The following is a 21,904-nucleotide window of genomic DNA, read 5'->3' as shown; positions in this document are numbered from 1 at the left end:
TAGCGGATTAAGCGCCAACTTTCACGAATCTTCGTTTTTGCGAGGGTCAAAAGGGCGAACGTGGACGGTTCTGGCAAACGAGCTGCTAAGGGGCGGGCAATGAAATCGTTTCTCTCCGCTGTCGCCCTGCTGTGCCTGGTTTTTCCGAGCCAAGCCCGTTCCGAAAACCCGCTCTACCTGATTCTCGGCGCGGTGCCGCAAGAGACGAAACCGATCGTGGCGGCCCTCAAGGATCCGGTGGAGGGCGAATGTAGTGGCTTGGCGTATACGAGAGGGCGGCTAGGGGAAAACGAAGTCGTGGTGTCGCTGACTGGCGTGGGCAAGAGCTATACCGCGATGGTGACAGCCGTTTTTCTCAAGGAATTCGAACCGGATGCTGCGTTCATGACAGGTACGGCGGCCCGCATCGACGCCGGACTGCGTACCGGGGATGTCATCCTGCCCGCTCGCGTCTTTCTGCATGACTACGGTAGCCTCGGCGACGACGGCATCACCATGGCCGGACTGCAGCCGCCTTCCGTGCCGAACCGCGCACCCTTGCTGGCCAACGATTTCTCCATCCCCGCCGTGATGCACCGAAAGGCTATGTCCTTGATATCCGAATACGAGCCGCATTCCGTGACGGTCGATGGCGAAACCTATCCGGTGTCCATTCGAAGCGGGGTGGTGACCTCTGGCGACTTTTTTGGGGTGAACGCTCGACGTATCAGCGAACTCAGGACGCTCGACGTGGATCTGATGGAGATGGAGTCCGCTACCTTCGCCCTGGTCTGCGGGCATTTCGGCGTGCCGTTTCTGGTGGTGCGCTCCGGAAGCAACCAAGCTCAGCCTACGCCGAGCGACGACTATTTGACCTACGGCCCGTTCGCCGCCGAAAGCGCCGCCAAGGCCACGATCTATTTGGTTTCCAACTGGAAATAAGCGAGTCCGCGGGCGGGAGTTGGTCTGATCCCTGCTTTTGTGGCCTCTGTGAAAGTGATATCGAAAGGAGATTGGGACGGCTTTTTCGGCTTGGGGCTGAACAACTTTATCAATCTCCTGCTGATCATCAGTCTGAGCCAGAGCGTGCTTGGATTCAGCGCCGAGTTCATCGCCACCCGCGTGCTTCCCGGCATGGCGATCGGGCTGCTTTTCGGCAATCTCTTTTACGCCTGGCAGGCTCGTAGGCTGGCGGAGCGCACGGGGCGGGACGATGTCTGCGCCTTGCCGTACGGGATCAATCTGCTGCCGATCTTCTTCTTCACTTTCTACGTGATGCTGCCGGCTCAGCAGATGGCGTTGGCGGATGGAGCGAGCCAGGAGGAAGCGAACCGCATCGCATGGATCGCGGGCGTGCTGGCCTGCGTGGGTTCTGGATTGGTGGAAGTGGTCGGCTCCTATCTCGTGCATCACCTGCGAAAGGTCGCCTCGCGGGCCGCGATGCTCTCCGCCCTCGCGGCAGTTGGCATTTTCTTCATCGCCGCGGACTACGCGTTCCGAGCGTACGCGTTTCCCTTGGTCGGCTTGCCTACGCTGTTCCTCACCCTCTATTTCTACTACGGATCGGTCAGGATTCGCTGGAACATACCCGGCGGGCTGATCGTGCTTTTGGCTGGTGTATCCATCGCTTGGGGAAGCCATTGGCTAGGTTTACGCAGTCCAGTCGGCGGACTTGGAGAAACGAATCTGTCGCTTGGCATGTATTGGCCGTTTCCCTACGGATTCGAGGCGTTTGCGGAGATCGGCTACATGCTGTCCTTCGCGGCAGTCATTTTGCCGATGGGGCTGATCAATGTGATCGGTTCCATGCAGGCGCTGGAATCGGCAGTGGCGTCGGGGGACGATTTCCCGGCAAAGCCTTCGCTCTTGATCAACGGCTGGGGTTCGGTGCTGGCCGGCGTTCTGGGATCTCCGTATCCAACAACTCTATACATCGGGCACCCTGGCTGGAAGGCGATCGGGGCGCGTTCTGGTTATTCGCTGATCAATGGGGTGGCGATGTCGCTCCTCTGCCTCACCGGGGCCATCGGGCTGCTTTCCGAACTGATCCCCATCGAGGCCGGCATGGCGATTCTGATCTGGATCGGCTTCACCATCAGCACGCAGGCCTTCTCATCGGTGCCGAAAGCCCACATCCCTGCGGTGGTCGCGGGTTTGCTGCCCGGCATCGGAGCCTTTGCGGCCTTGATCGCCAAGCGAGTGCTCGGGGCGGTGGGCTACGGATCGTCCGATCAGCCTTATAGCGAGGGCTTGCTAGCCGATATGGCGGCGGGAAACTTCTACGCGGAGGGCGTTTTCGCGCTGGAGCAGGGTTGGCTGTACGCCTCCATCGTCTTCGCTTCGGTGATGGTCGCCATCGTGGAAAAGCGGCCTCTGGTCGCGATGGGCTGGCTGGCCGCCTCGGCGGGTCTTTCCTTGACTGGCGTGATGCATCGGTTCGAGGTCATCGAGACCGATGTCACTGCGGGCATTGGACCTGCATGGACAATCGCGCTAGGCTACCTTCTCGCAGTGATCGTCTTCGCCGTTTTCCGCTACGTTTTCGTGGCGCAAGAACAAGCGGCGAAAGCTCCGGTCGAATGCAAGCCGAGCCGCGAGAAACCGCAGACTTTACCTCTCAAACATGCCATTCGTCAGATTATCCGGAAAGATATCAGGAACTAAAGATCCAAGCCGCGAGGCTCGGGCCCGCATCCTCTACCTGCTCTTCGCCAACGGCTGGGACATCTACAACTCCAATGGGGACCAGCAGATCACGCTCTCCAACATCGAGCGAAAGATCGTGGAGTCCGACGCCTTCGTCTTCATGCCGGGGGCTTCGCTGGAGGACTTGTTCAAGGCGGTATCGATCTTCGTAGGCTACCAGACGCTGGACGTGCACCTGTTTGGCAAAGCCACGGTCATCCTCAATTCCGACCGCTCGTGGGACAGCTTGTTCGAGCTCCTGGACAGCCTGCGCGAGCTCGGCACCATCCGGCAGAACTATCGCAAGTTTCTCTTGCAGGTCAACCATCCGCAGGACGTGCTGGACTCGCTGGAACGCGTGGACAAGGAAGGACTGCCGGACGTCGGGCGGGAGAAGATCATGAAATGCCATGCGGAGTCCTTCGAAAAGGATTATCAAGGCCAGATCACCCGCAAGGTGTGCGTGTTTTGCTCGGCCAGCATCGAGGACGTTTCGTATTTGGCGGAAGGATACGAACTAGGGAAGATGTTGGCGGAGCGAGGCATCGGCTGCGTTTCCGGAGCGGGCACGACGGGCGTGATGGGCGCGGTGGTGCGCGGCTCGGTGGAAGCGGGAGGATGGACCGGAGGTTCCAACGTGCCGCACATCATCGAGCTGGAAGGCTTGCCCGAGGGCATGACTAGCTTCTGGCTGCGCCCGGACATCTACACTCGCATGGAGGCTATGATCCAGAATTCGGATGCGTTCGTTATTTTTCCTGGCGGGGCGGGCACGGTGCAGGAGATGCTGGCGCTGCTGATCTTCAAGCAACTCGGGAGTCCGCTCATGAAGGGCAAGCCGGTCGTCATCTACAACAAGCAGCTGCCGGGAGGTGTCGGCTTTTGGGATCACCTGGTCAGAATGCTCGATCCGTGGAAGGAGACCGGATACTACAGCGTCGCCAATAGCTTGGAGGAAGTGCTGAAACTGTCTTCGGACTAGGCCGGGTTTTGAGAGAATCCGCCGAGCGTCTCCGATTCGATCGGGATAGGCTAGGGTGGGCTGGCCCTAAAATCGAGGTGTTCTCCTCTGTCAAGTACCTAGACCGGAGGACGATGCTTTGAGCAGCGCAATCGCTCAGTCGATAGAGGATGTAGACCGCGTGTCTACCATGGAGGGAGAGGGGCTCTCTCTATCGTCGACGCTGCATGCGCGAACCAAGAAATCGAATGAAACTAACGTACACAGCTAAAACGGTCGCCAGCATGTCGACCCTCCTCTTGCTCTGCATTTGCACCGGGATCATCGGAGTCCTCGCGAGCAATGCGATTCTCAGGGAGCTCAACGTGTTCTACAGCAAAGTCCTGCCTGCCACCGACACGCTCCTGCAGTTGGACCGAGACATGCAGCAGGCCTTGGTCGCGGAGCGCACGCTGATCAATTCCACCGATAAGGCTCCCTTGGAAGCAGCCATCCGGGAAAACATCGGGCAGGTGGAGCAGCGGTGGCAAGGGTTCAAGGATACCGTCGTTCACTTCGACGACCAATCGATTCTAGCTACCTCCGAGCAGTTCGAGAGCGATTTCGAAATCTGGAAACGCAGCGCCCTCGCCATTCTCAAGGGCCTGAAATCGGAGGACACGATCGTTTGGGAGCAGGCGGCCACCCGTTCGCTGGGATCCGGAGCGGAGCTCTTCGAGAAGGCCCGCAAGAGCATAGACCAGCTCACCGAGGGCATGGAGCGAATGGCCAGCGATTTGAAGGCTTCCTCCGATCAGGTTGCGGCGCGTTCCAAATGGCTGATCATCGCGGTGACCGTTCTTTCTCTCGCCGTGGGCGTCTTCATCGTCTGGGCGTTCGGCGTTCGAGTGAGCAGGAAACTGCTGACCATCGTCGGCGAGCTTTCCAACAACGCGGACCGCACCAGCTCAGCGGCTCACGAAATCAGCACCAGCAGTCAGCGGGTCGCCGAAGGCGCTTCCGAACAGGCTGCGTCGCTGCAGGAAACCAACGCGGCTCTCGAAGAAACCTCTTCCATGATCACCAAGAACGCCGAAGCGGCCGGCAAGGCTCGCGATGCAGCCACCTTAGTCGATCGTTCCGCGAAGGAAGGGTTCTCGGAAATGAAAACCATGGTCAAAGCCATGGAGCAAATCCAGCAGTCGAGCGACAACATCGCCGACACCCTGAAAACCATCGACGAGATCGCTTTCCAAACCAATATTCTCGCTTTGAACGCGGCGGTCGAAGCGGCTCGTGCTGGCGAGGCGGGAGCCGGATTCGCTGTAGTGGCCGACGAAGTACGAGCCCTGGCGCAGCGCTGCGCCGTCGCGGCCCGAGAAACCAGCGAGCGTATCGACGAATCGCTTACAAGAAGCGCCAAAGGCATGGAAACCAGCCGTCGCGTCTCCGGCAAGCTGGACGAGATCCTAGGACGCTCCAGCGAAATGGATCAGCTGATGAGCAGCATCGCCCACAGCTCGAGCGAACAGTCGAATAGCGTTTCCAAGTTGCACAGCTCCATGGAGCAGATGGAGGTCGTCACCCAAGGCAACGCCGCCTCCGCCGAAGAAACGGCCAGCTCCGCCAACGAGCTCAGCAGCCAGGCGGAAAACCTTTATTCGGTGGTCGAGGAGCTCAACCAGCTCCTGAACATCTCCGAAGATGGCAGCCTCAATCGCCGGACAAGCCGAGGGCCGACCAGGGGCGGGACACGCAGCTCAAATCGCTTCGCAGCCCCATCCTCTCCGACCAGGTCCGGCGATCGCCGCTTGGCGACCAGCCATGCCGATCAAGGCGAGTTCTGGAACTAGATTTTAAAACGAAAGTCGGACGCCAGCCAATGAAAGGCTGGCGTTTCGGTTGCGTGGCAGCGAGACGCTCAGTAGCGAATCGAGTCCCAGGCCACCTTGAGGGCGAGCTCGAAAGTATCCTTGTTCAGCTCGAGCTTGCCCCTGTTGATCTGGGCGAGCACTCCGTTGAGGCAGCCTTCGATCGCAGCTCTCAGCAGGGCGGGGTCCCCCGGGCGAAGGTGCCTGCCTTGCTGGCCTTTCTGGTAGAAGCGCTCGCTGCCTTCTTGGAATTCCGCCAATCGCGCCCGATTTCGCTCGTCGAGGTGCATCGATAGATCGCGCACGAAGAGCAGATCATGCCGATGCGGGCGATAGATCGCGTAAGCGAACCAACGGCGAACCACCTCGATGAAGCTTATGTTGGTGCCGATATCCTCCATCCCGATCTCGCTGAAGTAGCTGCGGAACTCGAGCTGCAGGATTCGGTAGAGTTCGTTCAGAAGACCGCTTTTGCATTCAAACTGTCGATACAGGGTATTTGGCGATGTCTCGGATTTCGATACGATCATGTCGACCGGCGTGGCATCGAAGCCGATGGTCGCGAACAGCTCCAATGCCGCCTCTAAAATGCGTTTTCGAGTATCGCCCTCCCTTGCCAGAAAACAAATCGGCTCCTGCAAACCAAGCTCGCGAAAGGTCCGGGCGTTTCGTTCGAAGGTGACGGTGTCGACTAAGGGGTCCGAGAGTGCCATCGAGTGAAGCTTCGACGGTGCGCGGAATCTGTCAATATAGTAACGAACGTTACTCGATGTGTCGCCTGTAACCTTTGCGTAACCGGCATGTAGTGAAACGTAACGCTAGAACGCCTAAATTTCCTAGTCAGGACGATAACGAACGTTATTCATTGGCCGTAGTTTAACTCAACTGCTCACCTATGAATTCTCTTACCAGAACTCTTCTCGTTCCGTTTTCGTTGGGGCTTGGAATAACCAGCGCAGCGATGTCGCAACAATCTGAATACGATGAAAACGTCGTGACGCTTGACGCGGTCACGGTATCCGCGTCCCCGATCTTTCACAGCCAGCAGGAATCGGTGGATCTGCAGCGTCGCGCCAAGACGGTGCTGAACGTGATCGCCTCCGACGCGATCGGCAATTTTCCGGACCAGAATGCGGCGGCCGCCCTCGCGCGTTTGCCGGCGGTAGCGGTTCAGCGCGACCAGGGGCAGGCTCGTTTCATTCAGGTGCGCGGAGCGCCTGCCCGCTGGACCTCGGTTGCTTTCGATGGCGTGAACGTGATCGGAGCGGAGGAGCGCATCTTCCGGTTCGATTCCGTTCCTTCCGCTATCATCGACAAGCTAGAGGTCCACAAGACGATGACTCCGGACATGCCTGCGGAGTCGATTTCTGGGCGTGTGAACATCGCTACCAGTTCCGCGATCGGCCTATTGGATCCGCAACTGTCGTCGGAGGTTGGATACGGGAATCTCGAGTTAGGCGACGGCCTGCAGCGACGGGCTTCGGTCAAATACATTCAGGGCGGCGAGAAATGGGGCGTATCGGTATCCGCGACGCACTTCCGAATGGATCAGACCACCGATAATCGCGAATTTGAGTGGGCGGATGGCGCTCCGACCAGCATCGATTTTCGCAGCTACAAGATCACCCGTCAGAACAACGCAGGTAGCTTGAAGCTCGAGTACGCGCCGAGCGAGGACTCGCTGTTCTATCTTTCCACGGTGTATTCGGAATTTTCGGACGACGAGCAACGCAACCAATACGTGCTCACGCTTGAGGATGCGATTGGAGGCGCTGCCGGCGCGGATACCGGAAACCTGATCGGCGTACCCATGCGAGGTATGCTGGAATACGGCCAGTACCGCAATTCGACCTGGACCAATACGGCGGGCTTCCAGCACGCGATAGGGGATTGGGACCTGCAGTGGAAAGCCAACTTCACCGAAACCGATTCATCCACTTATTTGCCCATTCTGATGCAGATTCAGACCGATCCTTCGCTCTTTCCCAGTCTGAGCTACACCGGTTTAGCTTCTGGCACGCCGATCATCGATCTCTATGCGACCGACTTTCGGCCGAGCGAGGGGATCGTTGGTTTCGGCGCCCCGCAGAGACAGCTGAATCAGGCAGGTTTCGGCATGGACCTTTTGCTCCCGATCGATTCAGGCACCTTTTCCGACGCTTACACGATATCGGTCGATGCCGAGCGAGCGTTCGCAGCGGGTGAGAGCGACGTCACGCTCAAGCTGGGTCTGCAGATGGACGATCGGCAGGCGGACGGAAACACCTTTACGGTGGCCAACACGGTGCCGCTATCGCCCTACATGGCAGCCATCGGCGGCGATTGGGATTCGGGGCGGTTCGTCACCAACGACGCTTGGGTATCCGATTTCGATCTCGGATTTACGACCCACTACGTCGACAACATCGGCTTGCGCGAAGAAATCGACTCAGCTTTGGAAACGCTTTCCGCGGCAGGCCTCTACGATCCCAGCAGCGGCGTTTCGCCGGACAGCGTGTTCGAAATCCAGGAGGAAATCAAATCCACCTACGCCATGGCGACGATTGAGTCGGGCAAGCACCAGCTCGTCACAGGATTGCGTATCGAACAAGTGGATATAACGAGCTCGGGGAATCTAGTGGCGGGCGATGCCATCGTTCCCCAGGAGATCGGAAACGATTACACCGACTTGTTTCCAAGCGTCCACTACAACTACGATTTGAACAACGATACGAAGCTGCGCCTCGCTGCCGTTTCCGGCATCGGCCGACCTGATTTCGGAGAGCTGCGCTACAGCGCCAGCATCAGCGACACCGATGAATCGGTGATAGGCGGAAACCCGTTGCTCGACCCGGAGCGCGCATATGGAGTGGATGCGTCGATCGAGTGGTACTTCTCGAAGTCGTCGCTGCTCTCGGCCGGTTTTTTCCATCGCGAAGTCGAGGACGTGATTTTCGATTTCACCACCGTAGTGGGGGACGGTCGCTACGATTCGGGGGGCATTGATCGCTCGGACTACCAATACACGACCACGCTCAATGGTGGCGACGGTTCGCTCTCCGGACTGGAGTTCAACTTGCTGCACCGTCCGCTCGGTCTGCCAGATGCGCTCGATGGACTGGGCATGCAAGTGAACCTCGCTTTGCTCGATGGCTCCTTCGACACGCCGGCCGGGCGCGAGGCCGCGTTCCCAGGGACATCGGACGCGGTGATCAACTCATCGCTCTTCTACGAAAACCACGGTTTTTCGCTCCGCCTCAGCTACCAATGGCGCGATGACTGGCTCGACGACGTGGGTTTCGGCGATGCTGACGACATCTATTGGAAGGCCACCGAGCGCGTCGACTTCTCGGCCCGCTACCAGGTCAACGATGTCTACTCAATCTACTTCGATGCCAACAACTTGACGGACGAGCGCGGGATTCGGTACCAGGCGACCGTCGCCCAACCAGTGGAAGTGGAAGGCTTCGGACCTCGTTACATGCTCGGACTACGGGCCAAATTCTAACTCGATCGGAGGAACCGAAAATGGAAAAATGGATACACAAGGCAGCGTTTGTCGCTGCCGCCGCAATGACGATGACGCTCAGCCTGGACGCGTCGGAAGAAAAGCGTTTCCCTGGCATGGAAGGAGCGATCAACTTCCGTGATCTAGGTGGCTACGAAACCAAAGACGGCAGGACGATAAAGTGGGGTAAGATCTATCGCTCGAACGCCCTGGACAAGTTGACGGATGACGATTTGAAGCTCTTCCAGGAGCTGGGGATCGATACGGTCTGCGACTTGCGCGAAGCGCGCGAGCTGCAGGAGTCGCCTGATCGCCTGCCTGAAGATGCGGATGTGGAGTATCTGCATCTCGATATCCAAGCTGCCATGGCGGAGGCGACCGGCCGCAAGCTGGACGCGGAAGCGCTGATGAAGCTGAAGGACAAGTCGCCGGCGGAACTGGAGGTCATCGGCGACCAGTTTATGGAGCAAGGCTACGCGGGCTTCGTTCTTTTTGGAGCGCCATTGTATTCAAGAATATTCGACGAGCTTCTCGAAGACGACAAGAACGCCCTCGTCTTTCACTGTCAGGCAGGAAAGGACCGCGCTGGAGTCGGCTCCGCTCTGGTCTTGCTGGCTCTCGGCGTGGACGAGGAGACGGTCATACAGGACTACATGATCTCAGGAAAGGTGTGGTCGATGCCGGACGAGATGATCGAGCAGTACGCCGACAAGTACGGCATCGCTCCCGAAGTAATGAAGCAGTTTATGGGCACCAAGGAGAAGTGGCTGCGGTCGGCCTTCGCGGCGATTAAGGCGAAGTATGGCTCCTTCGAGGCCTATTTCGAAGAAGGACTTGGCCTGGGCGGAGAAAACCTAGCGAAACTCCGCTCGTACTATCTAGAGTAGGCTTTCTTCATACCTGTTTCTTCATTGCCGCTGTTCGAAGGAGCAGCGGCTTTTTTTCGTTTTTATAAGAACCACAACGGCCCGGCTTTGTTATTCGGAGCGATGCCGGATGCGTGTATTATGATTATCCCTACGTAAGGACGCCCAGTTGTTCGAGCAATTGGAGAATGAACGTTCCTTCCTGAGCGTTGTTCTCTCCCGTGTGGATGCGTGCTCTGCCATGACGGTGGGCGGTTCTTACACGAAATTTCCCCCTTTTGGGGGGTGGATGGAATGAGGATGATGGGCTATACTATTAGTTAATCCTCGATCCCCTGACTCATCACCCCGCATACCCCTGAGAGGACGTCTGTGCTTTGCCGTACCCTATTGTGCCAGAATTCGCGATTCGCTCATCGACGGTCGTCTCGCGCCCCCTGTTTTGTCGGGGCTTCGCATCGCTTTGGCAGAGGAATCCGACGAACCCTCATGCATTGGATTCTGCGGTTGAGATGCGCTCTTTCCTTCACCCCAAAAATACAAACTAACGCAAACCCAATGACTATGAAAACTGATCAAAGGAGCCCTAGGGCTCTTGCCAAGGCGGAACTGCTTGCCTTGGCCGGACTTGCGGCGTGGTTCTCGCCAATCGCGCTTGCCCAGGTGTCCGACACCGAAGATGGAGAGGAGGTTTTCGAGCTTTCTCCCTTCGAAGTGAGTTCTGACGAGAACCAAGGCTACCGTGCGACCTCTTCGCTCGCGGGCTCTCGTCTCAAGACCCAGTTGAAGGACGTGGCGTCGGCTATCTCGGTCGTGACCGAGGAGTTCCTGGACGACACGGCATCGACCGATCTTAAGGACATATTGGTTTACACCACCAATTCCGAAGTGGCGGGTATCGGCGGCAACTACTACGGCACGAATGCTGACGATGGCGGCTATCGCAACGAGATGCTCGTCAACCCACAGCGAGGCACCCGCCTGCGTGGCCTCAATCAGGCGGACATCACGCGCAACTACTTCACCTCGAACATCCCCACCAATTCCTACAACACTTCTCGGGTGGATATTCAGCGTGGCTCCAACTCGATCCTGTTCGGACTGGGAAGTCCGGCGGGCATCATCAATGGAGCCTTGAAGGACCCGTACATGAACGACTCGGGGGGAGCATTCGAGATCGGTTTCGACAGCTACGGCTCGCACCGCGAGGTGATCGATGTCAGCACGCCCATCATCGACGATGTGCTGGCGGTCCGTTTCATCGCGATGAACGACGAGTCAGAATACCGTCAGAAGCATACCTTCAGCGACGATCGACGCTACTACGGCGCTCTCCGCTGGCAGCCCAAGATGGGAGACGGCGTCTTCATGCAGTTCGACGTGAGAGCGGAGTACGGCGAGATCGATTCCAACCGTCCGGTGGCGACCACGGCTGCTGACTTCGCTTCCAATTGGTGGAGAGCTGAGCAGCTGTACACGCATACTCCGATCGGTTCCAATGGCGTTCCGCAAGAGCCAACGGGCGACCCCGAGAATCCGTATACTCGCCGTGACGATATCGCCACCTTTTTCACCGGCGCTCCAGCGGGGTCCTGGTGGAATGGCTGGCCCGCTACGATCTATCAGGACCCGAACTCCGGGGTCGTGGGCAACGGCCAGCTGGACGCCTACCGCCAACGCGACGGCAGCCCCTGGGGTGGCCTCAGCGGTCTCGCAGCTCGAAACTGGTCCAACGACAAGGATCAGGTTTCCTACTACGCGAACAATCCGGTGATCGCTCCGCTCATCAGCCAGTATCAAAGCGAGACCGGTCAGTCCTTCGAAGGCTTTGGCTCGCTTTGGCCGACTCAGAACCTCCTGTCAGGACCTCTGGCCATGATCGACCAGACCATTCAAGGCCCTAACAAGAGCGAGTACAACGACTTCGAATCCTTGGAGCTGGCGTTCTCTCAGACCTTCCTCAACGGGGATCTGGGTTTCAATGTTGGATACTACGATGAGACCTACGAGCATGGGCGTACCAATTTTATTGATACGAACTCCGTCTCCATCGACGTGAACGCCAACCTGCGCGCGGGTTACAACAATCCGGACGCGGGGCGTCCGTTCGTTCTCGGGGGCAATAGCGGAAACGACTCCAGGGATACCGTGGATTCCTTCCGTACCACCGCCTTCTACCGGTTCCGTCCAGGCGAGGCCTTCAGCAACGACTTCCTAGGTAAGCTCTTCGGCGAGCAGACGTTCACCGCTGTCTACACCGACGAGAAGAAGACCAACTTCGGGGCCAACTTCAATCCGTTCGTCTGGGATGCCGAGACGTTTAACCAACGCTACAACAACAGCTTGACCTACGGAGGCACCTGGGGGATCCACTATATCGGAGAGAACTTGAGCAACTACGCGAGCATGGATGCGATTCCGGCTTCGGCAGTGCCAGGACTCAATGCCGTGCATACGCCGGGTTCCAGCAACCACGTGCTGACTTTCGACTATTCCGACAGTCGCGAATGGGTGACCGGAACATCGCAGATTCTCAGTTACACTGACGACAAGACGCCTCTCTACAACGGCGCCTGGCAGGGCTACGACACCACCGAGTCGCTCGCCTTCGTATGGCAAGGCCGTCTGCTCAACGACGCCATCATCCCTCTCTTCGGTTGGCGTGAAGACGAGTACGAGCGCTGGGACAAGGAAGGCCCCCCGCGCGATGCCACCTACAACTACGTTTTGCCCTTCGATCCTGAATGGACCTACGAGGGTAGAGAACCCATCTACGCCAAGGCCTCGCGCGAAAGCTGGGGCGTGGTGGTGCATGTCAATCAGCTGCTTGACCTGTTCGGCAGCGATTTGCCCGGCGGCACGGAGCTGAGCGTTTTCTACAACGACTCCAGCAGCTTCCGTCCGGCTGACGTGGGCATCGACAACTATGGCAACGATCTAGCGTCTCCCTCGGGCACCACAGAGGACTATGGCTTCCGTTTGGCCCTCTTCGATAACAAGCTCGAGCTTCGCACCACTTGGTACGAGACCACTCAGCAGAACACCACGCTGAGCGATCCGGGTATGATCGGTTGGTCCGCCGGAGGCATTATTCGCCACGTCGACGGTCTCGCCATGGAGATTTGGGGGGCGAATTCTGGCGATCGCTACCAGCAGCCCGTTCCCGAGTGGCTGGTCAACAAGTGGTTCTTCGGAGAAGGCAGCTATGACACGGCCGTGATGAATCAACCGATTCCCGCTGATTGGGAGAGCCAGCTTTCGACATTGGTCAACCAGCCGCTTCGCATCCGCCAATCCGCGGTAGAAGGCTCGCCGAACTACGTCGCTCAGGGCGACATCAATCCTGACTCAGGCTTGCCGTATCTGGGCCCACCGCTTACGGCCGAGGAAAAGGAGTACCGCCGAGCCTGGTTCGAAGCCCGCACCGATGCCGAGTGGTTCCGTCCGCTCGATCAGGAGTGGGTCGACTTCAAGAACTTCCGCTGGATCGGCGAAGACTACTACCTCTGGGAGTCAGCCGCCCCGGGTGGTCAGAAGCTGACCAACGATCTGGTATCGAAGGGGGTCGAATTCGAAATCACCGCCAACCCGACCGATCGCTGGCGCATGAGCTTCAACGCTTCGAAGAACGAGGCGACTCGCACCAACATCCTGCCGGACTGGCCGGAGTTCATCGAAGCCATGGCCCCGATTTGGTTCGACGGTTTCAACAACACCCAAGAGGAGGTCGACGAGCTGAACTACTGGACCATCGACGGCTACGCTGACGTTCGGCACTGGTACGGCGAAGAAGGCTATTCCAGCTACGGAGAGACGACCGGAGGCCGCATGATGAACGCTGTCTACGCTCCCTACCACAACTTCAAGGCGGGTGAAGGACAGGGCGTGAACGAGCTGCGCAAATGGCGCTTCAACTTCATCACCAACTACCAGTTCGCCGATGACGGCCCCTTCAAGGGCTTCAACGTGGGTGGAGCGGTCCGTTGGCAGGATAAGTCCGCGGTCGGCTACTATCCCAAATACAACGAAGAAGCCGGCATTTGGGTGACGGACGTGGAACGCCCGATCTACGGTCCGTCGGAGGAGAACTTCGACATGTGGATCGGCTACCAACGGCCGATCAACGACAAGATCGAGTACCGCGTGCAGCTCAATGCCAGAAACCTCTTCGCGGATGACGACATGATCCCGATTCTAGCGAATCCGGATGGATCGATCGCCCAAGTGCGTATCCCTGCTGAAACTACATGGACTCTTTCGAATACCTTTAGTTTCTAAGGAGGAAATCTAGTTAGGTTAAAATTCAAAGGGGTCCCTTCGCTTGAAGGGGCCTCTTTTCGCTTCGCGATCCTCCTTTTGCGATCCTTGCGGAGCTGGTCGCGCCAACTTCCTCGTTGGAAGGATTACTCGTCGAGATGCACGATGCCGTGCCGGATGGCCTCGATGGCGGCCTCGGTCCGGTCGCGTACCTTTAGCTTTTGAAACAAGGTTTTCAGGTGCGACTTCACGGTTTCTTCGGAGATGGAAAGACTGGCCGCGATCTCCTTGTTGCTGCGACCCTTGGTGAGCGCTTCGAGCACGTCCCGCTCCCGCTCGGTGAGCTGTTCTCGATGCGAGCGTTCCGCCAACCGCTTCGCCACTGACTTGGGCAGCGACGCTTCGCCTTCGTTCACGCGTTTCACCGTTTCGGCGATGTCCTCGATCGGCATGTCCTTGAGCAGGTAGGACGCCGCCCCGGACTGCAGGGCTCGGTGAATGTCTTCGTCCCAATCGTAGGTGGAGAGCACGATGATCTTTGCGGAGGGGTCGCATTTTCGTATGGCCAGGATGGCCTCCGCTCCGCCCATGCCCGGCATGCGCAGGTCCATCAGGGTGACGTCGGGCTTCGTGTCCTTGTAGACTTCTAGCGCCTCTTCGCCATCGGAGGCTTCGGCGATCACTTCCATGCCAGCTTGGCTGTTGATCAGAGCGATCAAGCCCATCCGCATGGATGGATGATCGTCTGCGATGAGCACGCGAATGGGGGCTTTGGCTTCTCCGTTTGTCATGATGAGCGTTCTGTGGTGTTAGTCGTTCGCCTCGACCCAGATGCGGGTCCCTTTCCCGATGGCGCTTCGAAATTCGATGTTGCCGCCGATCAGTTCGATGCGCTCTCGCATGCCGACGAGTCCGAAGCTTCGGTTTTCATCGCGGGAGACTGCGTCCGGATCGAATCCGTTGCCATCGTCTGAGACCTCCAGTTCGACGCGTCGCTTGTGGTAGGTGATGGTGACGTCGATACGGTGGGGATTGGCGTGCTTGCAGGCGTTGGTGACCGCCTCTTGTCCGATTCGAAGCAGGTTGTTTTCGACTATCGGCGGCAGACGCCTGCGTTGACCTTCGACCTGCGCGGAAGCCACGATCTCGGTGCCATCGGTCAGCTGTTTCACGATTCGTTTCAGGGCTTCGCCCAAATCGTGTTTCTCGAGTACCTGCGAGCGCATGTTCCAAATCGAATCACGAGCGTCGGTGAGGGCGTTTCGGGCCAGCATGTGGGCCGTTTTCACGTGCTTCAGCGTCCCATCGCTCAAGTTGCTGGCATCGGTCCGGACCAGCTCCAGCTGCACGGATATGGCTCCGATGCTTTGAGCCAGTGTGTCGTGAATCTCGCGGGCCACCCGATTTCGTTCGTTGAGAATGGCGGAGAACTCGGACTCAGCCATGCTTCGCTGCTGTTTCTGCTCGTGGATGCGTCGTCGTGACAAAAGCACTACGATAGCGATCGTGATCACCGCGAGCGTCAGCACCAACGCGAGGGCGTAGGAGATGCGTTTCGAGGTCCACCAAGGCGCCGGCACGATCACCGCGAGGTCCCCGGGAGACCTCAGAAGGATATGAAGGGACTGGGGCGTCCAGCGACCGTTTCTGGGGATGGTGTCTTCTACGCCCACCGAGGCGATGCCTGATACGGAAACGGTGCTGCCCGCTTCCCAGTTGGGAAGGTCGGTGGTCTCGGATCCGGTCGGGAGCGAGGCGCTGATTGTGGTGCCTAGGCCTTGTAGCGTCAGCTCTACGCTCTCTGGATAGCGCTGGACCTCCACCAGCCGGGCCTCCACCAGCACGAGGTTGGAGTCGTGCTGCGTGATCATCTCGATATCGTCAAGCCGCACCGGATCTGGACTGGATTGCGAGTCGCTCCTGCGGAACACGGCGTCCTGAAGGACCGGACTGTAGGTGCCCATTTCCGGAAAGCCGAGGGCGTCGACGATGTCTCCTGGCACGAGATGGTCCGCTTGCGTGGTGTGGATTTGCAGGCTGTGGGTTTCGTCGCGTATCCAAAGGGCTTGCCCGGGGCGATGGTGGGTGACGACCCCGCGCACGTGCACGCGGTGCCCGGGGTGTCCGCCTGTCGGGTCGAAGGTGATTAGGCTGGATACGGGGCGGGGCGGGCCGCTGAAATCCGTGGTTAGCGGCGGTTGGATGATTTCCGGCACGATTCCGTTTGTGGAGTGGAGGATTGGGCGAACGGCCTGCCGGTTGTCGTTCTGCAAGTAGAAATTGATGCCTCGCAGTCGGATCTTGGCGTCGAGGTATTTTTTGGGGTCCAAGACTTCCTGCAGCTCGACAGCGACCTCGGAATGGCCGTCGGCCAGTTTCAACAAGGTATAGTCGTGCGGTTCCGTGACCAAGGATGGGTCGGCCGCTGCATAGGGGTCCTCTGGGACGGTGTCCGGCAAGTGCTCGATGCTTCGAACGATTCCAGTGACTTCCACCCAAGCGGCGTCCAGCTGACCGGTATGCAGCTCGGCGATCGTGGCGGGGCGAGGCTCTGGCATATCCGTGTAGCCAATACGCCGCACCGAGTGGGCGACGCCGCAGGGAGCGTAGTCTCCCGCGAGCGTGACTCCCTCAACTTCGACTAGGTCTTTGGGTTGAAAATCGATGACGAAGTCTGCTTCGGTGAAGAGAAAGATGCCATCGGTCTCATCGATCATGGCGAATGAACTGAGCTCCCTCGTCATGAAGCAGCCGCGGAGTCGAATGGGTATTCCCTGGTCAGCCTCTTCGGGGGTGAGGGCTCGCACCTCAGCCGCTGTGGTGAGAACGCGGCGCGACTCGGCTTCTTTGGCTGGAGCTTGCGCAGGCGCCGTCAGCGCCAGCAGTCCGAGAAGGATGGCGAAGAGGCCGCTTGCAGGCAAGACGAGGGGGCGGTTGGGGGAGTTCGAGCGCACAGTTCTGTAAATAGAATCGCCGAAATGCCGAGCCCTCGGCAAGCTGAATTGCCTTCGGAAAGTCAGGTATTGCTTTGGGAAAACGGCGCTTTCCCCTAATCGAGTGAAGAAATGAAAGCCCGTTTTTTGATAGGATGATTGTCGGCGAATCGTATCAGCGAATGGCCACCACACCTGAACCCCATGAAACAAGATCTAGGCAATCGGGCGACCGAATCGTACGTGGCGCAGGCGCGGGACCGCATCCGTCTCCTCGTAGTTGATGACCACCCCTCCATGCGGATGGGAATCATCGCTCTGGTCGATAGCCAGCCGAACATGGAGGTTATCGCGGAAGCATCGGATGGCGAAGAGGCGATCGAAGTCTACGAAGACGTATCGCCTGATGTGGTTTTGATGGACTTGCGCATGCATGGCATGGGCGGAGTGGAGGCCATCCTCTCGATCTGCCGCAAGGATCCCGCAGCAAAGATCATCGTGCTCTCGACCTATGACTGGGACGAAGAGATTCATCGAGCGATCCAGTCAGGGGCGAAGTCCTACCTGCTCAAGGACATGTCGGTCGAACAAATCGCCGGCACTATCCGGGAGGTGTTCGAGGGAGGGGCGATCCTGCCTCGCCAGGTCGCGGAGCGTTTGGCGCGACGCTCCGAAAGGCAGCCGCTCACAGAACGGGAAAGGGAGGTCCTCGAGTCCCTGATCCGAGGACGAAGCAACAAGGAAATCGCTCGGTCTCTGTGCATTTCAGACGAGACGGTGAAGTCGCACATGAAGACCCTGTATTCGAAGCTCGGCGTGCGGGACCGGACCGAAGCAGCCATAGCAGGGATTCGCCATGGCATCGTGCACCTAGACTGAGCGGACCAGGCGTGGGTCGCCTGCCACCGCTATTGCTGCACGCTTAGGGCGCGATGGGCAGTCGGACCGAAGCGGGCTTGAGGCCTTCGGCGGTGAATTCGACCTCAACCACTCCTGAGTCGGCGGTGGACCTGACGTAAGCCACGAGCTTGCCGTGATTGACGGGTGCGACGTTGTCGAGATGGTTTTCGGAGGCGTCGCGGGAGGCGTTTTCGAGACCCAGCAACTGGCCGGGCCCGGTCACGGTGCAGGTGATTTCATGATCGGATCCGTAGACCAAGCGATTTTGGGCGTCGATGACCGTCACCTCGATCGGGACGACGTCGTATTTGGCGCTCAAGGTCGTTTCCACCGGCTCGGCGCGCAGGGAGCTCGGCTCGCCGTCCGTCCAGATGGTATCGGACGCGATGGGCTTGCCATCTCGGAAGACCGTCACTTCCAGCTCGCCAGCCTCGAAGGGTATTTCCCACTGGATGGTCGCGGTGTCGGGATCGTATTGCTTGCGCTTGCCTATCTTCTTTCCGTTCAAGCGAAGCTGCGCGGCGTCGCCGTTTGTGTAGCAGACCACGGTGACTTGCTGCCCGTTTTCGTAGTCCCACGACTGCGTTCCGTAGACCGTGCGCCAGGCAGGCCTGTCGTCGCGGCTCAAATACGTTCCGAGATAGGCGACGGGTTGGTCCGACCAGAGCGCCTTGCGGAAATAGCCGCGCGGCTTGATGTTGTTGGCCAGATCGACCAACCCTGAGGTGAAGCCGCGTGAGGGCCAAGCTCCCGCTTCGCCGAGGTAGTCGAAGCCCGTCCAGATGAATTGAGCGAAGATGAAGTCGTTTTCGGAAACGGCTTTCCAAGCGTCGAGATCGTGTCGCGTTTCGCTACCGTAGAGGATGCGGTTCGGGTACTTCTTGTGGTCCTGATCGTAGCGTCGCTCCGTGTAGTTGTAGCCAACTACGTCCAAGGCGTCGGGATAGGTCGTTTCGTTGGACATGACCGGTCCTGCGAGGGCTGCGGTGACGGGGCGAGAGGTGTCGAACTTGCGCACGACGTCGGCGAGTCGGTGAGCGATAGCTCCCAGTCGTTCGGCAGGGGGCTGGTCTTTCTGGTAGCCGGAGGTATGCTGCTGGTCGATGCCTTCCTCGTCCAGAACGGGATGGCTATAGGGATCGTTCGGGTAGTCGACCTCGTTGCCGATGCTCCACATGATGACCGAAGGATGGTTGCGGTCGCGTTTGACGACAGCCTCCAGGTCGCGTTCTCCCCACTCGTGAAAGAAGTCGGCCGAGCCTTGGAAGCCGGGTTCGCCTAGATTCCAGCCTTCGATCCATTTCTTCTTCGGGTATTCCCACTCGTCGAAGGCTTCATCCATGACCAAAAATCCCATCTCGTCGCAGAGATCGTACAGGTCGGTGGCTTGAGGATTGTGGCTCATGCGAATGCCGTTCACGCCGATTTCCTTGAGCGTTTCCAGTCGCTCGCGCCAGACGATCTTGGGAACCGCGGCGCCGAGAATGCCTGCGTCGTGATGCAAGCAAACGCCCTTGATCTTCATCCATTCCCCGTTGAGGGCGAAGCCCTGGTCGGGATCGAAGGTGAGTGAACGGAAGCCGACGCGAGTGGAGGTGGAGTCTACGATCTGGTCGCCTTGATAGAGCGTCGTTTCGAGTTCGTAGAGCGTCGGATTCTGGGGGCTCCAGAGTCTAGGCTCCGTCACGGCGAACTGAAGCCGCTTGCTCAACTCGCTCTGGTTTTGCGTCGCGAGCTCCGCCGTCACGCTGTCGACAAGGGCCCCGGACGCGTCTTTCAGCTTGTGCACGAGAGTGAGCGCCGCGCTCTTGGGAGTGTTCGAGTACTGGGCGTCGTGGTTGCGAATCTGGGCGTCTACGAACAAGGTGGCGTCTCCGCTATCGTCGAATTCCGCCCAGTAGTTCACTCCCCAAAGATCGAGGTGTATCGGATTTGCGGTGACGAGCTGAACGGGGCGATAGATGCCGGAGCCGGTGTACCAGCGGGAGTCGGCGGAGAGGCTGTGGTCGACGCGAACCGCCACTTGATTGCCCTCGCCTGCTTCTACATGCTGAGTGATGTCGTACATGAAGGAGACGTATCCATTCGGACGATACCCGACCGATGCTCCATTTACGAAGACTTCGCTTCGATTGTACACGCCTTCGAAGTAGAGGTAGAAACGCTTGCCTTCGCTCTCGGCGGGGATCTCGAGCTCAGTCTTGTACCAGCCTACGCCGCCCGGGAGATAGCCTGTGGCGCTGGCCAGCTCAGGGCTGGCCGGATGCTCCACGCTCCAGTCGTGAGGTACCACCACCTCTCGCCACTCGGCATCTCCGGACCGTAGCTCTCGATTTACCACGCTGACGTCGTCTCCGAGATGAAACTGCCATTCGTGGATCGGTTGCGATTCGCCGAAGCCTTGGGCGAAGCAGGATGCGCAGGACGCTAGTGATAGAAAAGCGGATACGAGTCGTAGGTGAGACATGTTAGCGAGTGGGGTTATAGGGTGCTGGTTGGATAGGGGGGAGCTAGTCGATCGGAGCGATCAGATATGCGTATCGCAGAGCGCTAGGCGCGATCAGGTATTGCTCGTGCGGACGCTGCCCCCAGCTGGTGTCGCCGCCGACGCCCATTTGAGCATGGTCGATGTTGACGCTGACAAGCGGTCGATGCGGGACGTCGGTGCTGTGGCGCTGAGCCTTTTCCATGCCGGGATCCAGATCGGAATCGAAATGATGGCGGGCGTTGAAGCCGATAGCGTCGTCGATGGCTCTGATTTCGATGCCTTTGCCGAGCTCGTCGCGAAGCTGCAGCCAACGCGTATCCGTTCTGTATCCATTTTCTTGGGGGCGAGCGTAGGGATAAGGAAGGTCGGCCACAGTCGAATGGTAGCGCCCGATGAAGGCGGCTGTCTTTCGGTCGGAATAGTTTTCGAAGGGGCCGCGGCCGTACCAGGTCGCTTGGTCGTATTGCTGTTTGATCACGAAGTTGTTGCCGAATCGTGGCAGGTCGGGCAGGTCGGAGGACAAGCCGCTTAGCTGGTTCTCGACGAGGATTGAACCGTCAGCGGAGACCGTGTAGGTGATGTCGAGGTCTCCGTCGACGGATGGCAATCGATAGCGGGCGGATACTTGGATGGCTCCGTTGGGAAGCGTCTTCGTTTTGAGACTCTTCAGCGTTTGCGACTCCGTGGCTTGTTTCCAGGCGCCGTGGGACTTGGGCATGCGGTAGCCGAAGTCGTTGTCGATCGGAGCGCGCCAGAAGTTGGGCCGAAGCGGTTCGAGCAAGAGTGAATCTCCATGGTAGACGAGTTTGGACAACGCCCCGGTCTTCTGGTCGAAACCAACTGCGAAGGCAGGTCCGCGAACCGTGATCGCGCTTTCGTCTTCCTGCAACTCGAGGGCCTTGGAGCCCGAAAGAGCTTTGTTTGCGAATGAGTAGGACGAGAGAGCGAACTGTTCTCGCGCCAGTTCGACGCCGCGGAGCAGCAGCGGTTTTTCCGTGCGAAGCTTGGCGCTGAGGTTCAGCATATATTCGCCGCTGTCGGAGGGAAGACTTGGCGTATCCAACTTTACGCGACGGGATTCGCCGGGAGCGATGTCGAGCTGCGAAAGGGTGCCGGAGGCGATCGCTTCGCCGTTTTCTAAAAGGTCCCAGGAGATGACAAAGTCGGCGAGCGAAGTGAAGTCGTATCCATTCGCGATCTCGATGCTGTTGTCCGAGGGCTGGTAGTCTCGGAACTTGATGAACTGGTAGACTTTTTTGACTTCGTAGAGCGAGGGGTGGGCGGTGCGGTCGGCATTGATGAGGCCGTTGAGGCAGAAGTTCGCGTCATGGTGGAGGTGGCCGCTACCGAGGTCGCCGCCGTAGGCCCAGTAGGGTTCGCCGTCTTCGGTGTAGGCCCGAATGCCTTGGTCGACCCAGTCCCAGATGAAGCCGCCTTGCATGATGTCGTAGGACTCGATGACGTCCCAGTAGTCCTGCAGGTTGCCCACGCTGTTGCC

Annotated in this window: 13 protein-coding genes; 8 read left to right on the top strand and 5 right to left on the bottom strand. The window is 58.7% G+C overall.

Features of this window, described 5'->3' with window-relative positions:
- Positions 1–99 precede the first annotated feature (99 nt).
- The 4 genes from QEH54_RS20745 to QEH54_RS20730 all read left to right on the top strand — a co-directional run bounded on the left by QEH54_RS20745 (position 100) and on the right by QEH54_RS20730 (position 5,457).
- Entirely contained in the window at positions 100–921 is an 822-nt protein-coding gene (locus QEH54_RS20745; RefSeq protein WP_309020635.1) for a 5'-methylthioadenosine/S-adenosylhomocysteine nucleosidase, read from the top strand.
- A 48-nt stretch (positions 922–969) separates the two neighbouring features.
- Positions 970–2,643, top strand: coding sequence for a hypothetical protein (locus tag QEH54_RS20740; protein ID WP_309020634.1), 1,674 nt, complete (start codon positions 970–972; stop codon positions 2,641–2,643).
- Positions 2,603–3,646, top strand: coding sequence for a TIGR00730 family Rossman fold protein (locus QEH54_RS20735; protein ID WP_309020633.1), 1,044 nt, complete (start codon positions 2,603–2,605; stop codon positions 3,644–3,646). The genes QEH54_RS20740 and QEH54_RS20735 overlap by 41 nt, the downstream gene beginning before the upstream one ends.
- Positions 3,647–3,873: 227 nt before the next feature.
- A complete protein-coding gene (locus QEH54_RS20730; RefSeq protein WP_309020632.1) occupies positions 3,874–5,457 on the top strand; it encodes a methyl-accepting chemotaxis protein in 1,584 nt (527 codons plus the stop codon).
- A 68-nt stretch (positions 5,458–5,525) separates the two neighbouring features.
- Here QEH54_RS20730 and QEH54_RS20725 read toward each other — a convergent pair whose 3' ends face one another.
- The gene (locus tag QEH54_RS20725; protein ID WP_309020631.1) at positions 5,526–6,188 is read right to left on the bottom strand and encodes a TetR/AcrR family transcriptional regulator; all 663 of its coding nucleotides are present in this window, start codon (positions 6,186–6,188) and stop codon (positions 5,526–5,528) included.
- 248 nt (positions 6,189–6,436) lie between these two features.
- On the opposite strand from QEH54_RS20725, the gene QEH54_RS20720 reads away from it, so the two are divergent.
- The 3 genes from QEH54_RS20720 to QEH54_RS20710 all read left to right on the top strand — a co-directional run bounded on the left by QEH54_RS20720 (position 6,437) and on the right by QEH54_RS20710 (position 14,106).
- On the top strand, positions 6,437–8,962 hold the full coding sequence (locus QEH54_RS20720) for a TonB-dependent receptor (RefSeq protein WP_309020630.1): 2,526 nt from the start codon (positions 6,437–6,439) through the stop codon (positions 8,960–8,962).
- Positions 8,963–8,982: 20 nt separating this feature from the next.
- Positions 8,983–9,849 carry a tyrosine-protein phosphatase gene (locus QEH54_RS20715; RefSeq protein ID WP_309020629.1) on the top strand — a complete coding sequence of 289 codons (867 nt, stop codon included), beginning with the start codon at positions 8,983–8,985 and terminating at the stop codon, positions 9,847–9,849.
- Between the two features lie 543 nt (positions 9,850–10,392).
- Positions 10,393–14,106 (top strand): TonB-dependent receptor plug domain-containing protein, encoded by a 3,714-nt coding sequence (locus QEH54_RS20710; RefSeq protein ID WP_309020628.1) that lies wholly within the window; start codon positions 10,393–10,395, stop codon positions 14,104–14,106.
- A 125-nt stretch (positions 14,107–14,231) separates the two neighbouring features.
- Here QEH54_RS20710 and QEH54_RS20705 read toward each other — a convergent pair whose 3' ends face one another.
- Together QEH54_RS20705 and QEH54_RS20700 are read right to left on the bottom strand one after the other, a co-directional pair.
- The gene (locus QEH54_RS20705) at positions 14,232–14,876 is read right to left on the bottom strand and encodes a response regulator transcription factor (RefSeq protein WP_309020627.1); all 645 of its coding nucleotides are present in this window, start codon (positions 14,874–14,876) and stop codon (positions 14,232–14,234) included.
- A gap of 18 nt (positions 14,877–14,894) precedes the next feature.
- Complete coding sequence (locus QEH54_RS20700; RefSeq protein ID WP_309020626.1) at positions 14,895–17,039, bottom strand: sensor histidine kinase; 2,145 nt, start codon at positions 17,037–17,039, stop codon at positions 14,895–14,897.
- Between the two features lie 183 nt (positions 17,040–17,222).
- On the opposite strand from QEH54_RS20700, the gene QEH54_RS20695 reads away from it, so the two are divergent.
- On the top strand, positions 17,223–17,897 hold the full coding sequence (locus QEH54_RS20695) for a response regulator transcription factor (protein WP_309020625.1): 675 nt from the start codon (positions 17,223–17,225) through the stop codon (positions 17,895–17,897).
- A gap of 43 nt (positions 17,898–17,940) precedes the next feature.
- On the opposite strand, the gene QEH54_RS20690 is transcribed toward QEH54_RS20695, so the two are convergent.
- Positions 17,941–20,385 (bottom strand): sugar-binding domain-containing protein, encoded by a 2,445-nt coding sequence (locus tag QEH54_RS20690; protein ID WP_309020624.1) that lies wholly within the window; start codon positions 20,383–20,385, stop codon positions 17,941–17,943.
- A gap of 43 nt (positions 20,386–20,428) precedes the next feature.
- The coding region (locus QEH54_RS20685; protein WP_309020623.1) for a beta-galactosidase domain 4-containing protein at positions 20,429–21,904 on the bottom strand (1,476 nt) is incomplete at its 5' end.

It is taken from the genome of Pelagicoccus sp. SDUM812003, assembly GCF_031127815.1.
Lineage (GTDB): Bacteria > Verrucomicrobiota > Verrucomicrobiia > Opitutales > Opitutaceae > Pelagicoccus.
Note: the sequence above shows the minus strand (reverse complement) of the source record. Positions and strands in the feature narration are given on the sequence as shown.

Excerpts from the sequence above, each read along its gene's own strand:
- QEH54_RS20705 (WP_309020627.1), bottom strand. The coding sequence starts at position 14,876 with ATGACAAACGGAGAAGCCAAAGCCCCCATTCGCGTGCTCATCGCAGAC.
- QEH54_RS20730 (WP_309020632.1), top strand. The coding sequence starts at position 3,874 with ATGAAACTAACGTACACAGCTAAAACGGTCGCCAGCATGTCGACCCTC.
- QEH54_RS20715 (WP_309020629.1), top strand. The coding sequence starts at position 8,983 with ATGGAAAAATGGATACACAAGGCAGCGTTTGTCGCTGCCGCCGCAATG.
- QEH54_RS20690 (WP_309020624.1), bottom strand. The coding sequence starts at position 20,385 with ATGTCTCACCTACGACTCGTATCCGCTTTTCTATCACTAGCGTCCTGC.
- QEH54_RS20720 (WP_309020630.1), top strand. The coding sequence starts at position 6,437 with ATGTCGCAACAATCTGAATACGATGAAAACGTCGTGACGCTTGACGCG.
- QEH54_RS20695 (WP_309020625.1), top strand. The coding sequence starts at position 17,223 with ATGAAACAAGATCTAGGCAATCGGGCGACCGAATCGTACGTGGCGCAG.
- QEH54_RS20735 (WP_309020633.1), top strand. The coding sequence starts at position 2,603 with ATGCCATTCGTCAGATTATCCGGAAAGATATCAGGAACTAAAGATCCA.
- QEH54_RS20710 (WP_309020628.1), top strand. The coding sequence starts at position 10,393 with ATGAAAACTGATCAAAGGAGCCCTAGGGCTCTTGCCAAGGCGGAACTG.
- QEH54_RS20745 (WP_309020635.1), top strand. The coding sequence starts at position 100 with ATGAAATCGTTTCTCTCCGCTGTCGCCCTGCTGTGCCTGGTTTTTCCG.
- QEH54_RS20725 (WP_309020631.1), bottom strand. The coding sequence starts at position 6,188 with ATGGCACTCTCGGACCCCTTAGTCGACACCGTCACCTTCGAACGAAAC.